Origin of the sequence: Agrobacterium deltaense RV3, from assembly GCF_900013505.1 — a bacterium.
GTDB lineage: Bacteria > Pseudomonadota > Alphaproteobacteria > Rhizobiales > Rhizobiaceae > Agrobacterium > Agrobacterium leguminum.
Map to the genome: position 1 here is coordinate 1,220,685 of NZ_LT009745.1, position 18,397 is coordinate 1,239,081.

The following is an 18,397-nucleotide window of genomic DNA, read 5'->3' on the forward strand; positions in this document are numbered from 1 at the left end:
ATATGGCAAAAAAAACAGTGCTGCGGCTTACTGGCGTCGAGAGAACCTATGGTCAGGGCGAGACGTCGCTTTCCATTCTGCGCAAGGCTGATTTCGAATTGAAGAGCGGCGAGATGGTGGCGCTGGTCGCCCCTTCGGGAACCGGTAAATCCACGCTGCTGCATCTGGCGGGACTTCTCGAACATCCAGATGCCGGCGAGGTCTATATCAACGGCGCACCCTGCAATGACCTGCCGGATGAAACGCGAACCGCGATCCGCCGCAGCGATATCGGCTTTGTCTACCAGTTCCATCACCTCCTGCCGGAATTCTCGGCGGTGGAAAATGTGATGATGCCGCAGCTCATCGCCGGTCTGACACAGGCCGAAGCCCACAAGCGCGCCAGTGCGCTGCTCGACTATATGCGGGTGGGGCATCGCGGTGAGCACCGCCCGGCGGAACTCTCCGGCGGTGAACAGCAGCGTGTCGCCATCGCCCGCGCCGTCGCCAACGCACCGCTTTTGCTGCTCGCCGATGAGCCGACCGGTAATCTCGATCCGGAAACAGCGCATTATGTGTTCGACGCGCTGGAGGCGCTGGTACGCCAATCCGGCCTTGCGGCGCTGATCGCCACCCACAATCATGAACTCGCCGCCCGCATGGACCGGCGCGTGACGCTGGCCGACGGCAAGATCGTCGATTTCTGAGCTGGTAAGTCGATCCGTCCGGTGCTCTCCAGAGAACGCCGGTTCTTCTCATTTGAATTTTTTCTGAGCCCGGCGGTGTTTTTACCTCCGGGTTTTTTCGTTTTGGAGTCAGTGGCTTGCTGTTCCCATGCGGGAACCGAAGGCGATTCTGCGGCATTAGCAAGGGGAATATCAGCAAAACCCTGTTGACAATCGAACAAAATGAGAACAAAGTTGGAACATAACGAGTAAGGAGAGACCAATGACTGATTTCATCCGTGACGTTGCCGCTTTCGCCTCCATCGCTGTCTTCGTAGCCAGCTTTTCGGTGATCCTCACCGCCCTGTGAAGGGCACGCCGGCGCAGAAACCTGTATGGACGCCGCAAAGCGGTGGACTTTGAGCGCCGGAAATCGGAAAATCGCCCCCTCGATTCAGAATGACAGGATGATGATATGGGCGATGCGGTTGTGCGTGGAGAGACCTCTGGCGAGACGCTAAAAACTCCCGGTTTCGTCCATTTGCGGGTTCATTCCGCCTATTCCCTGCTTGAGGGGGCCTTACCCCTCAAGAAAATCATGTCGAAGGCCGTCGCCGACGGCCAGCCGGCCATTGCCATCACCGATACCAACAACCTCTTTGTCGCGCTGGAATTTTCCGAAAAGGCGCGCGATGAAGGTTTGCAGCCCATCATCGGCTGCCAGCTGTCGATCGACATGCAGGATGCGGCGGAGGACCGCCGCAACCATAACAGCCACCTTCAGAAACTTCCCGCCATAGTGCTCCTTGCCGCCAATGCCGAAGGTTACGAGCGGCTGGTGGATATCGTCAGCCGCGCCTATCTGGAAGGCGAGGGCAGCGGCCATTCGGTGCATATTACCCGTGCATGGCTGGAGGAAGCCTCCAATGCCGGCCTGATCGCGCTGACGGGCGCTTCCGGCGGTCCGGTGGATATGGCCTTGAAGGAAGGTCACGCTGCCCAGGCGAAAGAACGGCTGCTGACGCTGAAGTCACTCTTCGGTGACCGGCTTTATATCGAATTACAGCGCCAGTCCGGTTATGACCGTTCCCATGAGCGGCGCATGATCGGCCTTGCTTATGACCATGATATTCCGCTGGTCGCCACCAACGAGGCGTTTTTCCCTTCCAAAGCCGATTACGAGGCGCATGATGCGCTGATGGCGGTGGCGCATAACGCTATTGTCTCCGATGACAGCCGGTTCCGGCTCACGCCCGACCATTACCTCAAAAGTCGACAGGAAATGGCGGCGCTGTTTGCCGATCTTCCCGAGGCGCTGGAAAACACCGTCGAGATCGCGCTGCGCTGCTCCTATGTGCTGAAGAAGCGCGGGCCGATCCTGCCGCGTTTCACCGGCGCCAGCGACGACCCGGAGGCGGCGGAACATGCCGAAGCCGAAGAGCTTCGCCGTCAGGCGGTGGAGGGGCTGGATCAGCGCCTGGCGGCGCTCGGCATGGCGGCCGGCTATACGGAGCAGGACTATCGCGACAGGCTGGATTTCGAACTCGGCGTCATCTCGCGCATGAAGTTCCCCGGTTACTTCCTGATCGTTGCCGACTTCATCAAGTGGGCCAAGCAGCACGATATTCCGGTCGGGCCGGGCCGCGGTTCGGGTGCGGGCTCGCTTGTCGCTTATGCGCTCACGATTACCGATGTCGATCCTCTGCGCTTCTCGCTGCTTTTCGAACGCTTCCTCAATCCCGAACGCGTTTCGATGCCCGACTTCGATATCGACTTCTGTCAGGATCGTCGCGAAGAGGTGATCCGTTATGTGCAGGCCAAATATGGCCGCGAGCAGGTGGCGCAGATCATCACCTTCGGTTCGCTGCAGGCGCGCGCGGCCTTGCGCGACGTCGGCCGCGTGCTGGAAATGCCCTATGGGCAGGTGGACAAGATCTGCAAGCTGGTGCCCAACAACCCGGCCAACCCGACACCCCTGTCGAAAGCGATCGAAGAAGAGCCGCGCCTGCAGGAAGAGGCGGACAAGGAGCCGGTCGTCGCCCGCCTCCTGGATATCGCCCAGAAGATCGAAGGGCTTTACCGCCACGCCTCCACCCACGCAGCCGGTATCGTCATCGGTGACCGCCCGCTGTCGAAGCTGGTGCCGATGTATCGCGATCCGCGCTCGGATATGCCGGTCACCCAGTTCAATATGAAATGGGTGGAAAGCGCCGGTCTCGTCAAATTCGACTTTCTCGGCCTGAAGACACTGACGGTGCTGAAGGTGGCCGTCGATTTTGTTGCCAAGCGCGGCATCAAGGTCGATCTCGCGGCGATCCCGCTGGATGATGCCAAAACCTACGAGATGCTCTCGCGCGGCGAAACCATTGGCGTGTTCCAGGTGGAAAGTGCCGGCATGCGCAAGGCGCTTATCGGCATGCGGCCGGACTGCATCGAGGACATCATCGCGCTGGTGGCGCTTTATCGTCCGGGACCGATGGAAAACATCCCGGTCTATAATGCCCGCAAACATGGCGAGGAGGAGCTGGAATCGATCCATCCGACCATCGACCATCTGCTCAAGGAAACGCAGGGCGTTATCGTCTATCAGGAACAGGTGATGCAGATCGCCCAGGTCCTGTCGGGCTATTCGCTCGGCGAAGCCGATCTTCTGCGCCGCGCCATGGGCAAGAAGATCAAGGAGGAGATGGACAAGCAGCGCGAGCGTTTCGTGGATGGCGCCATCAAGAACGGCGTCTCGAAGCCGCAGGCCAACACCATCTTCGACCTTCTCGCGAAATTCGCCAATTACGGCTTCAACAAGAGCCACGCTGCGGCCTACGCCATCGTGTCCTACCAGACCGCCTATATGAAGGCGCATTATCCGGTGGAGTTCCTGGCGGCCTCCATGACGCTCGATATGGCGAACACGGAAAAGCTCAACGATTTCCGCCAGGATGCCGGCCGCCTTGGCATAGAGGTCGTGGCACCGTCGGTGCAGACGTCGTTCCGGCAATTCGAGACAGGTGAAAACCGCATCTATTATTCGCTCGCCGCCATCAAGGGCGTAGGCGAGGGGGCAGTGGAGCACATCGTCCAGGTACGCGACGGCAAGCCGTTCACGAGCCTTGAGGATTTCTGCCTGCGCATCGATCCCAAGCAGATCAACCGGCGTGTGCTGGAAAGCCTGATCAATGCCGGCGCTTTCGATTGTTTCGGCCGCGACCGCGCCGAGCTGATCGGCGGGCTGGACCGCATCATCGGTTATGCGCAGATGGCGCAGAACAACCGCACCATCGGCCAGTCGGACATGTTCGGCTCCGGTGGTGGAAGCGGCCCGGAAAAGCTTATCCTGCCGGCTTTCCAGCCCTGGCTCGCCTCGGAAAAGCTGCTGCGTGAATATCAGGTGCTCGGTTTTTACCTCACCGCCCATCCGCTCGATACCTATCGCCCCGTGCTGGAAAAGCTGCGGGTGCAGAATTTCGCCGATTTTTCCGCCGCGGTGAAACAGGGCGCAACTGCCGGGCGTCTGGCCGGCACGGTCACCGGCAAGCAGGAACGCAAGACCCGCACCGGCAACAAGATGGGCATCGTCACCTTCTCGGACGCATCGGGCCAATATGAGGCGGTGCTGTTTTCCGAAGGGCTCGGCCAGTTCCGCGATCTGCTCGAGGTCGGCAAATCACTGGTTATCACCGTGCAAGCGGAAGAGCGCCCGGAAGGTATCGGCCTGCGTATCCAGACGGCACAGTCGCTGGAAGAGAAATCCGTGCAGATGCAGAAGGCGCTGCGTGTTTATTTGCGCGATTCCGGCCCGCTGAAAACGGTGGCCCGCCACCTCAACACCAAGGGTGACGGCTCAGTCTATTTCATCGTCATCAAGGATGAGGGCAGCCGTGAGATCGAGGTGGAGCTGACGGAGAAATACCGCATCTCGCCGGAAATCGCCGCTGCGCTGCGCTCCGCGCCCGGTGTCGTCGATGTGGAACTGGTGTGAGGCCTCAAGCCTCACACGTCGCTCATACCGGGCCTTCTTTGGTCACGGTGATGAAGTCCGTTCCAGTGCCTGTCTCCAGCTGGTGACTGATATCGGAAACGGTGATAGAGCTACCGATTGAAAGCTCCTGCTCGATCCGGCTGCGTATTTCCGTGGGAATTTCGAGGCGGCCGAGCACGGCGCTCAATTGATCGAAACCGCCCGGGGCTTCGGTAACGGAGATGCCGAGCCGCTTGCGGGCCGCTGCCGGCAGTTGGTTTTCCAGCGTCACGCCGTTCCATTCGGCGGTTCCGGCGGTGCGATCCACGGACACGGCTTCGAAGAAATGGGTTCCGAGCGCGACTTCCGGGTCCTTGATGTCGATGGCTGCTTCGAACAGCGGCTTGAAATCCTGACGCACCATGATCTGGCCGGTCGGTGGGTGGTCCTCACCGGCGGAGGCATAAAGCGCCGTCACGAAGGCGTCGGTCAGAAGCGGGCCGGTGGTTTTCAGCCCCTTCCAGCGCTTGAAACCATTGATGGCGCTGATCGTCATTTCCCCGGCATAACCATCGGCTGAACCGGCATCGAAACCGAGGCGGGTCAGCACGGTCTGAATATCCATCACCCTTTCCCGCTCGCCGCGCCGAGTGATGAGAATGCGCAGGGGCGAGGGTTCCCTGGTCTTTGCCGCCGGCTTGAGAGCCTGGGTCTTTTCATTGACGGCAACCTCGACCGTTCCCAAAGCCGCATCGAAAGTCGCCGGGCGCAATTCCACATCCGAGAGAAGCAGCTTGCCGTCATCGGCATCGTCGCGCGGCTGAAACAGCGCCGGATGCTGCACAAAGCGCAGCGAGACCGGCCGGTTGGTGATGATGACATGCACGCCGGTCCGGGTGTCTCCGAAGAGAGACTTTGCGAATTTGGACGGCAGGCGCACGCAGCCATGCGAGGCCGGATAGTTCGGCACCTTGCCTTCGTGCAGCGCGATGCCGGACCATGTCAGCCGCTGCATGAAGGGCATGGGCGCGGCCGAGTAGATATTCGACTCGTGGTATTTGCGCTTTTCCAGAATCGAGAAGATGCCGCTCGGTGTCTCATGTCCGGCCTTGCCGGTGGAGACTTTCGAGGTGGCGACGATTTCGCCGTTCTCATAAAGCGAAAGCGACTGGTCGCTTTTCGATACCAGTATCTGCAGGGACCTGCTGTCAGCGGCAAGCGCCGGAAAGGCAAGAATGCTGGCCGACAGCATGCCAGCCATAAGACGGAGGCGGAGGGACATGACGCAATACACCACATGTACAAAACTTGCCTCACTCAATCACGCGAAGTTTAATGAAGTTTAAGGACCGCTCATTCGCAACATCACTAATTTGTGTAAAATCTAAAATATATCCGGCGCGAGGCGGTGAGCGCACGATTGCGCGACCTGTCACACAATCCCGCAACTGTTATTTGCGCGTTCCGAACGTATAGCCGGTCTCGACGCTGCCCTTGCCGAACTTGTCGCGCAGCTTGTCCATCGCCGCTTCCGCCGCAGCCCGGCGCCCCGCCTGTTTGTCGACGAGATCGGGCGGATCGGCGAGGCCCGCGTCGCGCAGATCGCTGACGCCGATCCCGATGAGGCGGAACCTGGTGCCGTCCGTTTCCTTTTCCAGCAGCGAAAGGCCGCTGCGGAAAATCCGGTCGGCAAGCTGCGTAGGGTCGTCCAGCTTGCGGTTGCGGGTGCGGAGCTTGAAGTCTGCCGTCTTCATCTTCAGCACCACCGTCTGGCCGGCAATGCCGCTCTTCTTTAGCCGCCAGGCAACTTTTTCGGAAAGCGAGCGCAGTATCGGCACCAGATCCTCATGACGGGAAATATCGTTGAAGAAGGTGGTTTCGGAAGAGACGCTTTTGACGGGGTCGTTATTGTGCACGTGCCGCTCGTCGATGCCGCGCGAAAGCCGGAAGAGGCGTTGCCCCATCACGCCATAACGGCGCATCAGCTCGTTTTCCTCCATCTCCTGCAACTGCGCGATCATGCGGATACCGTCCGCCTCCAGCGTCGCCGCAAAGGCCTTGCCCACCCCCCAGATGGTCGTCACCGGTCGTGTCGCCAGAAAGGACAGCGCCTCCGTTTCGCCGATCACCGAAAAGCCGCGCGGTTTTTGCAGGTCGGACGCGACCTTGGCCAGAAATTTGCAGTAGGAAAGCCCGGCTGAAACGGTCACGCCCACTTCCTTTTCCACGCGCCTAGCGAATTTTGCCAGCACACGGGCCGGTGGATCGTGATGCAGCTTCTCGGTGCCGGAAAGATCGAGAAACGCCTCGTCTATGGAAAGCGGCTGCACGAGCGGCGTCAATTCCTGCATCATCGCCCGGATTTCGCGTCCGACACGGCTGTATTTTTCCATATCCGGCTTGATGACGATGGCGTCAGGACAGGCTTCCAGTGCCTTGAACATGGGCATGGCGGAACGCACGCCGTGAATGCGGGCGATATAACAGGCGGTGGAAACCACCCCACGTTTGCCGCCGCCAACGATCACAGGCTTGTCGGCCAGTTCCGGATTGTCCCGTTTTTCAACGGAGGCATAAAAAGCGTCGCAGTCGATATGGGCAATGCTCAGATCGTAGAGTTCGGCATGATAAACAAGGCGCGGGCTGCCACAGGCGCGGCAACGCCTCAGCCCCTCTGGCTGGCCGGCCAGACAGTCGCGGCAAAAACCGGGATCATAGGGTTGCGACGTGGACATGGGGCGAAAACAAAACCAGAACGTTGCCGACCATACTCCGGCCGTGACAACGGCTCAAGGGGGCACCCCGTCAATACACGCCTGAATCCAGCCCCGGCCCGGAAAAGTGATGCCAGGCGGCCGCCACTGTTTCGGGGGAAGTATCGGTCGCGGCGCAAAACGCCATCAGGTCCGGTTCATGGCTCATCAGAAAATCGGTGAGGCCGGCAAGAAAGCCGTGATCGTTGACGGCCTGGCGCAGCATATTGGCCTGCAACCCGCTCAGCGCCAGAAAACGCGCCAGCATTTCCGGCTCGTTTGCCAGCCAGCCAAGTATGGCGGCTGCCGTTTCTTGCGGATCCTGGCCGGCATTGCCTTTGTTTTTCGTATCGCGCAGCATTTCTTCCCCGAAGTTACCTATTTTGAAACCAAATCCCTCTAGCCTTGCGCAACAAATGGACGATGGAATCGGTTCTCTGGCAACTTATATGTCTGGATGAAGGTTTCAAAGCGAAACGGGGACTGCTCACCATGCCCAAGCAGGTCATGATAGTCGAAGACAACGAGCTGAACATGAAGCTCTTTCGCGACCTGATCGAGGCGTCCGGTTATACGACCATCCAGACGCGCAACGGCATGGAAGCGCTCGATCTCGCCCGCAAGCACCGCCCGGACCTCATCCTCATGGATATCCAGCTTCCGGAAGTTTCGGGGCTGGAAGTGACGAAATGGCTGAAAGAAGATGACGAGCTGCATGTCATTCCGGTCATCGCGGTCACGGCTTTCGCCATGAAGGGCGATGAGGAACGGATTCGCCAGGGCGGATGCGAGGCCTATGTGTCGAAGCCGATTTCCGTTCCGAAGTTCATCGAAGTCATCAAGACTTATCTGGGCGATGCGTGAGGCGACTGGGGAACGGTTATGACGGCGAGAGTTCTGGTTGTTGACGATATTCCGGCCAATGTGAAGCTTCTCGAAGCCCGTCTTCTGGCGGAATATTTTGATGTCGTTACCGCCGAGGATGGCTTCAAGGCGTTGGCGATCTGCGACGAAGAGCAGGTCGATATCATCCTGCTGGATATCATGATGCCGGGCATGGATGGTTTCGAGGTCTGCGAAAGGCTGAAGGCCAATCCGAATACCGCCCATATTCCGGTGGTGATGGTCACGGCGCTCGATCAGCCGTCAGACCGCGTGCGCGGACTAAAGGCTGGCGCCGACGATTTTCTCACCAAGCCGGTGAATGACCTTCAGCTCATCGCCCGTGTCAAAAGCCTCGTGCGCCTCAAGGCCGTCAGCGATGAATTGCGGCTGCGTGCCGAAACCGCACGGCAGATCGGCATCGAGGAGATGCTGCGCAGCGATGGCCTGATGCAGACACCCGGTCGCGTGCTGGTTGCGGATGGCCGCGCCAGCTCGCAGGAACGTATCGTCCGGGCGCTGAAGCCGGTTGCCGAGGTCGATGCCGTCACCGAGCCGCAGGCGGCCTTGCTCAAGGCCGCGGGTAATCCGTTCGAGCTCGTCATCGTCAATTCCAATTTCGAGAATTACGATCCGCTGCGGCTGTGCTCGCAGCTTCGCTCACTGGAACGCACCCGTTTCCTGCCGCTTCTTCTGGTGGCGGAGCAGGGGGCGGACGATATGGTGGCGCGGGCGCTTGATCTTGGCGTGAATGACTATATTCTCCGCCCGATCGATCCGAACGAACTCGTCGCCCGGTCGCTGACGCAGATCAGGCGCAAGCGCTACAACGAACATCTGCGGCTCAATCTCCAGCACACGATGGAACTCGCCATTGTCGACGGGCTGACTGGCCTCAACAATCGCCGTTACCTCGACAACCACCTCAAGATACTCTTCGACCGTGCTGCCGTTCGCGGCCGCCCGATTTCGATCTGCATGACCGATATAGACCGCTTCAAGCTGGTCAATGACACCTATGGTCACGATGTCGGCGATGAGGTGCTGCGGGAGTTTGCAGCGCGCATCCGCAGCACGGTGCGCGGCGCGGATCTCGCCTGCCGTTATGGCGGGGAGGAGTTCGTCGTCGTCATGCCCGATACGCCGATGGAGCTTGCGGCAAGCGTCGCCGAGCGCCTGCGGGCGATAGTCGAGGACAAGCCTTTTTATGTTCGTTCCATCGACCGGGAATTGAGCATCACCGCCTCCCTCGGCATCGCCACCAGCAGCGGCGCCTTCGGCGCGCCGGACGAAATCCTGAAGCAGGCGGACAAGGCGCTCTACGAGGCGAAACACGCCGGCCGCAACCGCGTCGTTGCTGCCGCTGCTTGAGCGTCAGATTGCATAAAATATTGCGCAATCTCTCCGTCATATCTCGGCGAAATAGTTGTTCGGGAATACGGGGCGGCCGTCGCAAGACTGCAAGCCATTGACCTTGGACGTATTTTATCGCTTTGCAATGAAAAGATGCAGATTGACGATATAAATAGAGTTCAAGTTGAAAAATACGTTGAATTCAATCTCTTCGGCAACTATAGTGTACCAGCTTTGTATACTTAACCATGTTTCCCAGGTGATGTATCTCTGGCTTAAGAATTTGTTGATTTTTATTTTACTTCTGCGCACACTCCTATTGAGAGTAACAGTTCTTCCGGCGGTTTATCCGTCTTGTGATGATGAATGATAGCGGCTTTAGCCGTCGCGATTTCGCTCGTCAGGGGCTGGTATTGCGTAGTTTGAATGCCCCATGATGCTCAGGTCCGCCGCATCTCCTGAATCGTGGGGTCGGTCGGCTGACGATGTCCGAATCGGTTCCTCGTGCCGTAATCGCATCGTTGGCCGACCGCCTTCTTCCGGAACTGCCTGTTCGTGATGCGCGTGTCGCAGCTTAGCGGCTTATACGGTCGTCTCCGTTCACGTCATGTGCGAGGTCGTGATACGGGGCAGGGGCGGATGTGTAGCCCTTGGGATACTTCTTCCGAGCATCTGAATGATTGCGGCGGCGGGTGGGGCGTCAGGCCATATGGTCGGACTTACCCATGGCTGCTCGCGCGCTTTGCCAGTGACGGCGGCAATTTCCGGGGAGCGGGGAGGCGGGCCTTATTGGCCGTCTGGAACGCCTCTGGGCGCGACAAGGCTGATGGCAGCCTCTTCCTTCGGCACAAACAAAAAACGCGCCCGTTGGGCGCGCTTTTGTCGGAGACCGATCAAGAAATTACTTGATCTTGGTTTCCTTGAATTCAACGTGCTTGCGTACAACCGGGTCGTACTTCGTCTTCGTCATCTTGTCCGTGAACGTACGGCTGTTCTTGGTGGTGACGTAGAAGGTACCGGTGTCGGCTGTCGACAGCAGCTTGATCTTGATTGTTGTAGCTTTCGCCATGGTCGTCCTGCCTTTAAACAAAAGAGAAGCCGCAGGCGCTTCTCACCTCGGCTAAATCTGGCGCGAAACTACGTATCGCGCCTGAAAAGTCAAGCCTGTTTTGCCCGGAAAACAAAACGGACGATATAAAGCACCACGTAAAGCCCGAAAAATACCGCCAGCGACCAGGCAAAGCCGTCGGTTCCGGCAAGGTCCATGGAAATGCCCACGGCCTGCGGCCCCGCAATCGTGCCGACGGCGTAACAGAAGATGAAGGCGGCATTGGCGGCGACCAGATCGGCGCCTTTCAGGCGCGATCCGAGATGGGTGAGGCCTACAGTATACATGCCGGAGACCAGCCCGCCCCAGAACAGCAGCAGGGCCGCCACCAGAAGCCAGCTTTCCACCAGGAAAGGCAGCGCCAGCGTGCCGCAGACGCCGGCAAAGGCCATCAGCCCCAGCATCGTCCGCCGGTCCTTCATCCGGTCCGAAAGCAGGCCGATCGGTATCTGGAAGACCATATTGCCGATGCCCATCACGGTGAGGAGAAGCGCTGCCTGCGATTCGTTGAAGCCCTCCCGCGTCGCATAGATCGGAAACAGCGAAAGGCCGCCGGCCTGCACCGAGCCAAAGACGAAGGCCGCCGCGGACGCCATGGGCACCAGCCAAACATAACGGACGAAATGGTGGTTCGGTCCTTCGTCCAGCTCCGGGCTTTCGCCGCGCGCCATGAAGATCGGGATCGCGGCGAGCAGGATGATCGCCGCGCCGACCAGAAACGGCAATATGCCTTCGCTGCCGACCACGGAAAACAGCAGCGGACCGACCGCGAAACCGACCGCAAGGCCGGTGGCGTAGATGCCGAGAACCATGCCGCGTTTTCTGGGCGGCGCGGTCATGTTGATCCAGTATTCGGAGAGAATGAAAAGCGTAGTGGTGGCGCCATGGAAAACGATTCGCAGCGGAAACCACATCCAGAAGGCCTCGGCGAAATAAAAACCGAGCGCGCTCAGCGCCGAAATGACGACTGCGAACAGCATGGTTCGCGCCACGCCGAAATCATGGGCGATCTTGGTGGTCACGGGGGCCGCCATCATCGCCGCGACGCCGGCCATGGCCGAATTCACCCCGATCATGGTGGAAGAGATGCCGCGCTTCTCAAGGATGATCGACAGGAGCGGAAGGCCAAGGCCGATGGCGACACCGACCGCACTGATGGCGGAAATGGCGGCGATCAGTGAGGGCCAGTGAATGGCGTCCGCTTCTTCGCATTTCATTTGTGACATGACGGCCTTTATACAAAGTCTCGAATGAACCGGCCGTGGCGCGTGACATAGAGCCGCGCGGGGCTTTCAAAGGGCAATGAGGGATCACCTATCATGAGTTTTGTGACATCTTCGAGAACCGTGCGCGTGATTTTCGGCATGTTCAGACCGGAAAGGTCTGTCATGTCAAGCCATTGCACATTGTGCAACTCGTCAGAATCACGGGTTAGCCGGGTATCCAGCCGCAATTCGTCGGCATAACAGCAGAAGAATCGCGTGTCGTAGCGCCGCACATTGCCGGGTGGGGTGATAGCGCGGGCCACATATCGGAAACGGGAAAGATCGGGGCCCCTGGTGCTCAAGCCGAGATCCACACCGGTTTCCTCGAAAAGTTCGCGCGCGGCGGCAAGCGCCAGAGCTCTCGCGCCAGCAGCGCTCAGCCGCCGCGCCGCGGAGGCGGTGAGGCTGTGGAGGACGGCGGGATGCAGATCGCCCGAAAAGGGCAGCGCATGGTCGCGCGGATCGCGTTTGCCGCCGGGAAACACATAGGCGCCCGGCATGAAGACATGAGCGCTGCTGCGCTGGCCCATCAGTACCCTGAGCTGCGAGCCGGAGCGGTCGAAAAGAATGATGGAGGCGGCGTCGCGCGGCCGCATGGGCGCGCTCGCCGTTTCGGCACGCCGGGGAAGCTGAGTCACCTGCAAGGTCCCGCCCGCCGTCAGTGAGACGAGCCGTCGATCTGCGCTTTTTGCTGTTTTCGGTCGAAGCCGTGCATCTTCAGCGCCCATTGCAGGCCGATGACGCCGCCCTTGATGGGTTGCAGCGTCAAAAGTGCGGCGAGAACGGTGATCGGCACCCAGATGGCGAAATGCACCCACATGGGAACGGAAAACACCATATCGGTCATCATGAAACCGCCGACGGCGATATGGCCGATGATGACGATGGAAATATAGGGCGGCAGGTCATCGGACCGGTGGTGGTGCATTTCTTCGCCGCAGGCGGCACAGGCATCCACCGGCTTCAGAAAGGCCCGGAACAGGCGTCCGCTGCCGCACGCAGGACAGCGATTGGCCATTCCCCGCATGATCGAGCGGCCAAGCGGCCGTTCCGCGCTATCGTCTCCGAAGGTGACTGTTTCCGAGCCCTGATGTGCACTCATCCTTAAGTCCTTCTCCCGTTTTTGAACCGCCTGCAGCGGTCTTGTTACCGTCGCCTTCTGGGCGGCCGCGTCCCGGGCTTTGCGGCAGAACGCGACGTTCGCCGGCCTGCCTTGTGGAACGACCGCGAGCCGACCGGCATCTTGCGCCCCGGGCTCAGCATATCGAAACGAAGCGCGCCTGCCAAAGGCACCGCTTCCGCAAGCCGCACCTGAACCGTATCGCCAAGCTGGTATCCGAGGCCCGTCTTCTCTCCTGTCAGGGCCTGATGGGCCTCATCGTAAAGGAAATAATCGGTTCCGAGTGTAGATATAGGAACAAAACCGTCCGCGCCAAATTGCGGAAGCGCGACAAAAAGTCCCGCCTTGGTGACACCGCCGACGCGGCCCTCGAATTCTTCACCCACCCGTTCGGAAAGATGATGCGCGATCAGCCGGTTGACGGTATCGCGCTCTGCTGCCATGGCGCGCCGCTCGAAGGTCGAGATTTCAGCGGCGATGTTATCCAGCGTCGCCTCTTCCTGCGGTGTGATGCCGCCTTCGCCGAGGCCAAGCGACCCGACCAGCGCGCGATGCACGATGAGGTCGGCATAACGGCGGATCGGCGAGGTGAAATGCGCATATTTCATCAGGTTGAGGCCGAAATGGCCGATATTCTCCGGGCTGTAGATCGCCTGGCTCTGGCTGCGCAGCACCATCTCGTTGACCATGATCTGGTGCGGTGTATCGAGCGCGCGGGCCAGAATGCCGTTGAAGGAATTGGCGCGCATGGCCGCACCCTTGGCCATGGAAATGCCGATGGTGCCGAGGAATTCGCGCAGCACCTCCTGCTTGGAAAGCGTGGGCGCATCGTGGACGCGATAGACCAGCGGCTGCTTCTTCTTTTCCAGCGTCTCGGCGGCGGCGACATTCGCCTGGATCATCATTTCCTCGATCAGCTTGTGGGCGTCCAGCCGTTCGGGAATTACGACCGCGTCGACGGTACCATCGGGGCGCAGCTTGATCTTGCGCTCGGGCATGTCAAGTTCCAACGGCTGGCGCCGGTCACGGCCTCGCTTCATCACCTCATAGGCGTGCCACAGGGGCTTGAGGATCGGCTCCAGCAGCGGTCCGGTCTTATCGTCGGGCTTGCCGTCAATGGCGGCCTGAGCCTGCTGGTAGGAGAGCTTCGCAGCGCTCTTCATCATGATGCGATGGAAGGTATGGCCGGCCTTGCGCCCTTCCTTAGAGAAGGTCATCCGCACCGCAAGGGCAGGGCGGTCGACGCCTTCCTTCAGCGAGCAGAGATCGTTGGAAATGCGCTCCGGCAGCATCGGCACGACGCGGTCGGGGAAATAGACCGAGTTGCCGCGTTTCAGCGCTTCGCGGTCCAGCGGCGAACCGGAACGCACATACCAGGAGACATCGGCAATGGCGACGGTGACGATGACACCGTCAGGATTGTCGGGCGAAGTGTCGGGCTCGGCATAGACCGCATCGTCATGGTCCTTGGCGTCGGCCGGATCGATGGTGATGAGCGGCAGGTCGCGCCAGTCCTCGCGGTGCGACATGCTGGCCGCCTTGGCGGCATCCGCCTCGGCAAGAACGTTCGAGGGAAAGATATGCGGAATGCCGTGGGAATGGATCGCGATCATCGAGATCGCCTTTTCCGAGGCAACGGAGCCGATGACCGACAGCACCTTGGCGCGCGTCAGCCCGTAACGGCCGCTGTTGCGCGAGGTTTCCACCTCGATCAGATCGCCGTCCTTGGCATCGCCGACGCCATCGGGGTCGATGACCATTTCCTCACCGCGCCGGTCGATCGGCATCAGCCGTCCGCCGCCGCCGGCCGTCTCCTTGAACACGCCGAGCAGAGCATTCTGCCGGCGGTCGATCAGCTTTACGACGCGGGCCGTATAGGCCGGGCCGGAGCTTTCCTTGGAGGGGAAGATTTTCGCCAGAATGCGGTCGCCAAGACCCGCCGCCGGGGCCTTCTTGCCGCGATCCTGCGATGACTGGCGGATGAGCACGGCCGGCGCCGCGCCCTGATCCTCGGGCCATTCCGCCGGCCGGCCGATCAATTCGCCGTCCTTGTCACGGGTGGTGATATCGAGAACCGTGACCGGCGGCAGGCCGCCCGGCCGCGTCAGCGACTTGCGGCTCTTCTGCACCATGCCGTCGGCTTCAAGCTCTTTCAGCAGCGCTTTGAGAACGACGCGGTTCTCGCCTTTCAGCCCGAAAGCCTTGGCGATTTCCCGCTTGGAGGCCTGTTGCGGATGGTCGGCGATGAATTTCAGCAGCACCTCGCGGGACGGCACCTCGCCATGGATGATGCCTTCACCTTCACTGACCCGCTTGCCGCGCCCGGTGCGTCCGAAACCGTCGCTGGCGGAACCCTGTCTCTGACGCGGCGCTTTGCTCACTCTGCTGCCTTCTTGGGTTTGGCCGCTGCCTTCGGCTTGGCGGCCGTCTTGCTCTTCGTTGCCGCCTTGGCCTTGGTCGCCTTCGGCTTTGCTGCGGCGTCACCATCGGCCTTCTTGGCAGTTGTCTTCCTGCCCTTGGCAGGCTTGCCCCCGGTGCCGGTCTTGGCAATGCGCTCGGCAATCAGCACCAGCGCCTCGTCCAGCGTCACGGAAGCCGGGTCCTGACCCTTCGGAATGGTGGCGTTGACCTTGCCCCAGTTGACGTAAGCGCCATAACGACCATCGCGAACGGTGATCGAGCCGCCATCGGGATGGTCGCCCAGTTCCTTCAGCGCCGCCGGCGTGCCGCTGCGGCCGCGACCCGGTCCCTTGCTCTGCTTTTCGGCAATGACAGTCACGGCGCGGTTGAGGCCGATAGAGAACACGTCCTCGATGCTTTCGAGGTTCGCATAGGAACCGTCATGCAGCAGGAACGGCCCGTAGCGGCCGAGACCGGCGGAAATCATCTTGCCGGTTTCCGGGTGCTTGCCGATATCGCGCGGCAGGTTGATAAGCGCTAAGGCCTTTTCGTGGTCGATATCTTCAGGCTTCCAGCCCTTGGGCAGCGAGGAACGCTTGGCCTCCTTGCCGTCACCGCGCTGGATATAGGGCCCGAAACGGCCGGAGCGCAGCGTCAGCTCCTCGCCGGTCATCGGATCGGCACCCAGCGCCTTCGGCTCGTTCGATGCGGCAGCTTCCGCTTCCGAACCGTCCGAGGTCAGCTGGCGGGTGTAGTTGCATTCCGGATAGTTGGAGCAACCGACGAAAGCGCCGTATTTGCCGAGCTTCAGCGAAAGATTGCCGGTGCCGCAAACCTGACAGATGCGCGGATCGGAACCGTCCTCGCGCTTGGGGAAGACCAGCGGCGCCAGAACCTCGTTCAGCGCATCCAGAACGTTGGTGACACGCAGTTCCTTGGTGTCTTCGATCTGCGCGAAGAAATCCTTCCAGAAATCGCGCAGAACCTGCTTCCAGTCCAGTTCGCCGGCGGAAATCCGGTCGAGCTTTTCTTCAAGCGCGGCGGTGAAGTCGTATTCGACGTACTTGGTAAAGAAGCTTTCGAGGAAAGCCGTCACCAGCCGGCCGCGCGAATGCGGTATCAGCTTGCGCTTATCGATGACGATATACTCACGGTCGCTCAGCGTCTTCAGCGTTGCCGCATAGGTGGAAGGACGGCCGATGCCGAGTTCTTCCATCTTCTTGATCAGCGAGGCTTCCGAATAACGCGGGGGCGGTTCGGTGAAGTGCTGGCTGGCGTTGATCTTCTGCTTGGCGAGATTCTCGCGCTCGTTGATCGGCGGCAGACGGCCTTCGTCGTCACCGTCATCGCTCTGTTCGCCATCTTCCTTCTGGTCGGTATAGGCGGCGATGAAACCGTCGAAGCGGATGACAGAGCCGACGGCGCGCAGGCCTGCCTTTTCGCCGCCATTGCTGGCGAGGATTTCCACCGTCGTCCGCTCGATTTCCGCCGAGGCCATCTGGCTCGCTATGCCGCGCTTCCAGATCAGGTCATAAAGACGCAACTGATCGGGATCGAGGTAACGCTTCACCTGATCCGGCGTGCGGTTGAAATCGGTCGGGCGGATCGCCTCGTGCGCTTCCTGGGCGTTCTTGGCCTTGGTGGAATAGAAACGCGCCTTTTCCGGCACGTAACGGCCACCGAACTGCTCGCCAATGGCGCGGCGGGCGGCATCGATCGCTTCCGGGGCCATCTGCACGCCGTCGGTACGCATATAGGTGATCAGACCGACAGTCTCGCCGCCGATATCGATGCCTTCGTAAAGCTTCTGCGCCACCTGCATGGTGCGCGAGGCGGAAAAGCCCATGCGCGAGGAGGCCGCCTGCTGCAGCGTCGAAGTGGTGAAGGGCGGGCCGGGATTGCGCTTGACCGGTTTCGCCTCGACGCTTTCAACGACATAGCTCGCGCCTTCCAGCAGCGCCTTCAGCCGGTTCGCGTCGTCTCCGGTCTTGATCGAGCGGCTTTGCAGGCGCTTGCCATCGGCCGAAACCAGCTTGGCTTCGAACTCGTCACCGCGCGGTGTCTTCAGAAGTGCGCTGATGTTCCAGTATTCCTCAGAGACGAAACGCTCGATCTCGGATTCGCGGTCGCAGACGAGACGCAGCGCAACCGACTGAACGCGGCCGGCGGAACGCGCGCCGGGCAGCTTGCGCCACAGCACCGGCGACAGGTTGAAGCCGACGAGATAATCCAGCGCGCGGCGGGCGAGATAGGCGTCGACCAGCGGCACATCGATGTCGCGCGGGTTCGCCATGGCGTCCAGCACGGCCTTTTTGGTGATGGCGTTGAAGACCACGCGTTTTACCGGCTTGTCGCCGAGGACGCGCTTCTTCTTCAAAAGATCGAGAACGTGCCAGGAAATGGCCTCGCCTTCGCGATCCGGGTCGGTTGCGAGAATGAGGCCGTCGGAGGATTTTACCGCATCGGCAATATCCTTCATGCGCTTGGCGGATGCGCTGTCGACCTCCCAGGACATTTCGAAATCCTGGTCGGGCAGCACCGATCCGTCCTTGGCAGGAAGGTCTCTGACGTGGCCAAAGGATGCAAGAACCTTGTAGCCCGAGCCAAGATACTTGTTGATCGTCTTGGCTTTGGCAGGAGATTCTACGACGACGACATTCATATTGTTTTTCTCTGGAACTGGTCCGTTAACGTGGCCGGGTCACGGCGCAATGCCGCAATTCGCCTTCTTTATATTTCGACATGGACAGGTAATGCGCGCGGGTCAAGAGGCAAGGCCGATTTTATCGCTTCAAGGTGATTGCAACCTATGGATAATCTATTGTTGTATTGCAATCTTTGGTAAATTGGTTATGATGGGCAACATCATTTGAATCGACTTATTGCTCTTCGTTTCAGGCAAATTTTGCAGGATAGA

13 protein-coding genes are annotated in these 18,397 nt (G+C 60.1%); 4 read left to right on the forward strand and 9 right to left on the reverse strand.

Annotated elements, in window-relative coordinates; all coding sequences use genetic code 11:
• The first annotated feature begins 2 nt into the window (after nucleotides 1–2).
• The gene (locus tag AGR7B_RS06225; RefSeq protein WP_003521506.1) at nucleotides 3–686 is read left to right on the forward strand and encodes an ABC transporter ATP-binding protein; all 684 of its coding nucleotides are present in this window, start codon (nucleotides 3–5) and stop codon (nucleotides 684–686) included.
• 433 nt (nucleotides 687–1,119) lie between these two features.
• On the forward strand, nucleotides 1,120–4,620 hold the full coding sequence (dnaE, locus tag AGR7B_RS06230) for a DNA polymerase III subunit alpha (RefSeq protein WP_080856263.1): 3,501 nt from the start codon (nucleotides 1,120–1,122) through the stop codon (nucleotides 4,618–4,620).
• Nucleotides 4,621–4,642: 22 nt separating this feature from the next.
• On the opposite strand, the gene AGR7B_RS06235 is transcribed toward dnaE, so the two are convergent.
• From AGR7B_RS06235 to AGR7B_RS06245, 3 genes are all read right to left on the reverse strand, one after another.
• On the reverse strand, nucleotides 4,643–5,881 hold the full coding sequence (locus AGR7B_RS06235) for a L,D-transpeptidase family protein (RefSeq protein WP_078054012.1): 1,239 nt from the start codon (nucleotides 5,879–5,881) through the stop codon (nucleotides 4,643–4,645).
• A gap of 169 nt (nucleotides 5,882–6,050) precedes the next feature.
• Nucleotides 6,051–7,334: a DNA polymerase IV gene (locus AGR7B_RS06240; protein WP_080856264.1), complete on the reverse strand. Its 1,284-nt coding sequence runs from the start codon at nucleotides 7,332–7,334 to the stop codon at nucleotides 6,051–6,053.
• A 70-nt stretch (nucleotides 7,335–7,404) separates the two neighbouring features.
• Nucleotides 7,405–7,713, reverse strand: coding sequence for a DUF3572 domain-containing protein (locus AGR7B_RS06245; RefSeq protein ID WP_078054010.1), 309 nt, complete (start codon nucleotides 7,711–7,713; stop codon nucleotides 7,405–7,407).
• Between the two features lie 131 nt (nucleotides 7,714–7,844).
• Here AGR7B_RS06245 and AGR7B_RS06250 point away from each other — a divergent pair, with 131 nt between their 5' ends.
• Nucleotides 7,845–8,216: a response regulator gene (locus AGR7B_RS06250; protein ID WP_003521498.1), complete on the forward strand. Its 372-nt coding sequence runs from the start codon at nucleotides 7,845–7,847 to the stop codon at nucleotides 8,214–8,216.
• Nucleotides 8,217–8,234: 18 nt separating this feature from the next.
• A complete protein-coding gene (locus AGR7B_RS06255; RefSeq protein ID WP_020810655.1) occupies nucleotides 8,235–9,605 on the forward strand; it encodes a PleD family two-component system response regulator in 1,371 nt (456 codons plus the stop codon).
• Nucleotides 9,606–10,488: 883 nt separating this feature from the next.
• On the opposite strand, the gene rpmG is transcribed toward AGR7B_RS06255, so the two are convergent.
• The 6 genes from rpmG to topA all read right to left on the reverse strand — a co-directional run bounded on the left by rpmG (nucleotide 10,489) and on the right by topA (nucleotide 18,142).
• Nucleotides 10,489–10,656, reverse strand: a complete 168-nt coding sequence (gene rpmG, locus AGR7B_RS06260) for a 50S ribosomal protein L33 (protein ID WP_003496403.1) — start codon at nucleotides 10,654–10,656, stop codon at nucleotides 10,489–10,491.
• A gap of 89 nt (nucleotides 10,657–10,745) precedes the next feature.
• Nucleotides 10,746–11,912 (reverse strand): MFS transporter, encoded by a 1,167-nt coding sequence (locus AGR7B_RS06265; RefSeq protein ID WP_161987842.1) that lies wholly within the window; start codon nucleotides 11,910–11,912, stop codon nucleotides 10,746–10,748.
• A 17-nt stretch (nucleotides 11,913–11,929) separates the two neighbouring features.
• Nucleotides 11,930–12,556: an NUDIX hydrolase gene (locus AGR7B_RS06270; RefSeq protein WP_003521495.1), complete on the reverse strand. Its 627-nt coding sequence runs from the start codon at nucleotides 12,554–12,556 to the stop codon at nucleotides 11,930–11,932.
• A gap of 62 nt (nucleotides 12,557–12,618) precedes the next feature.
• Nucleotides 12,619–13,062 carry a DUF983 domain-containing protein gene (locus AGR7B_RS06275; protein WP_020808926.1) on the reverse strand — a complete coding sequence of 148 codons (444 nt, stop codon included), beginning with the start codon at nucleotides 13,060–13,062 and terminating at the stop codon, nucleotides 12,619–12,621.
• A 44-nt stretch (nucleotides 13,063–13,106) separates the two neighbouring features.
• Nucleotides 13,107–15,461, reverse strand: a complete 2,355-nt coding sequence (gene rnr, locus AGR7B_RS06280; protein WP_078054007.1) for a ribonuclease R — start codon at nucleotides 15,459–15,461, stop codon at nucleotides 13,107–13,109.
• Nucleotides 15,458–18,142 (reverse strand): type I DNA topoisomerase, encoded by a 2,685-nt coding sequence (topA, locus tag AGR7B_RS06285; RefSeq protein WP_080856265.1) that lies wholly within the window; start codon nucleotides 18,140–18,142, stop codon nucleotides 15,458–15,460. Before topA ends, rnr begins: the two co-directional genes overlap by 4 nt.
• Nucleotides 18,143–18,397: the final 255 nt, after the last annotated feature.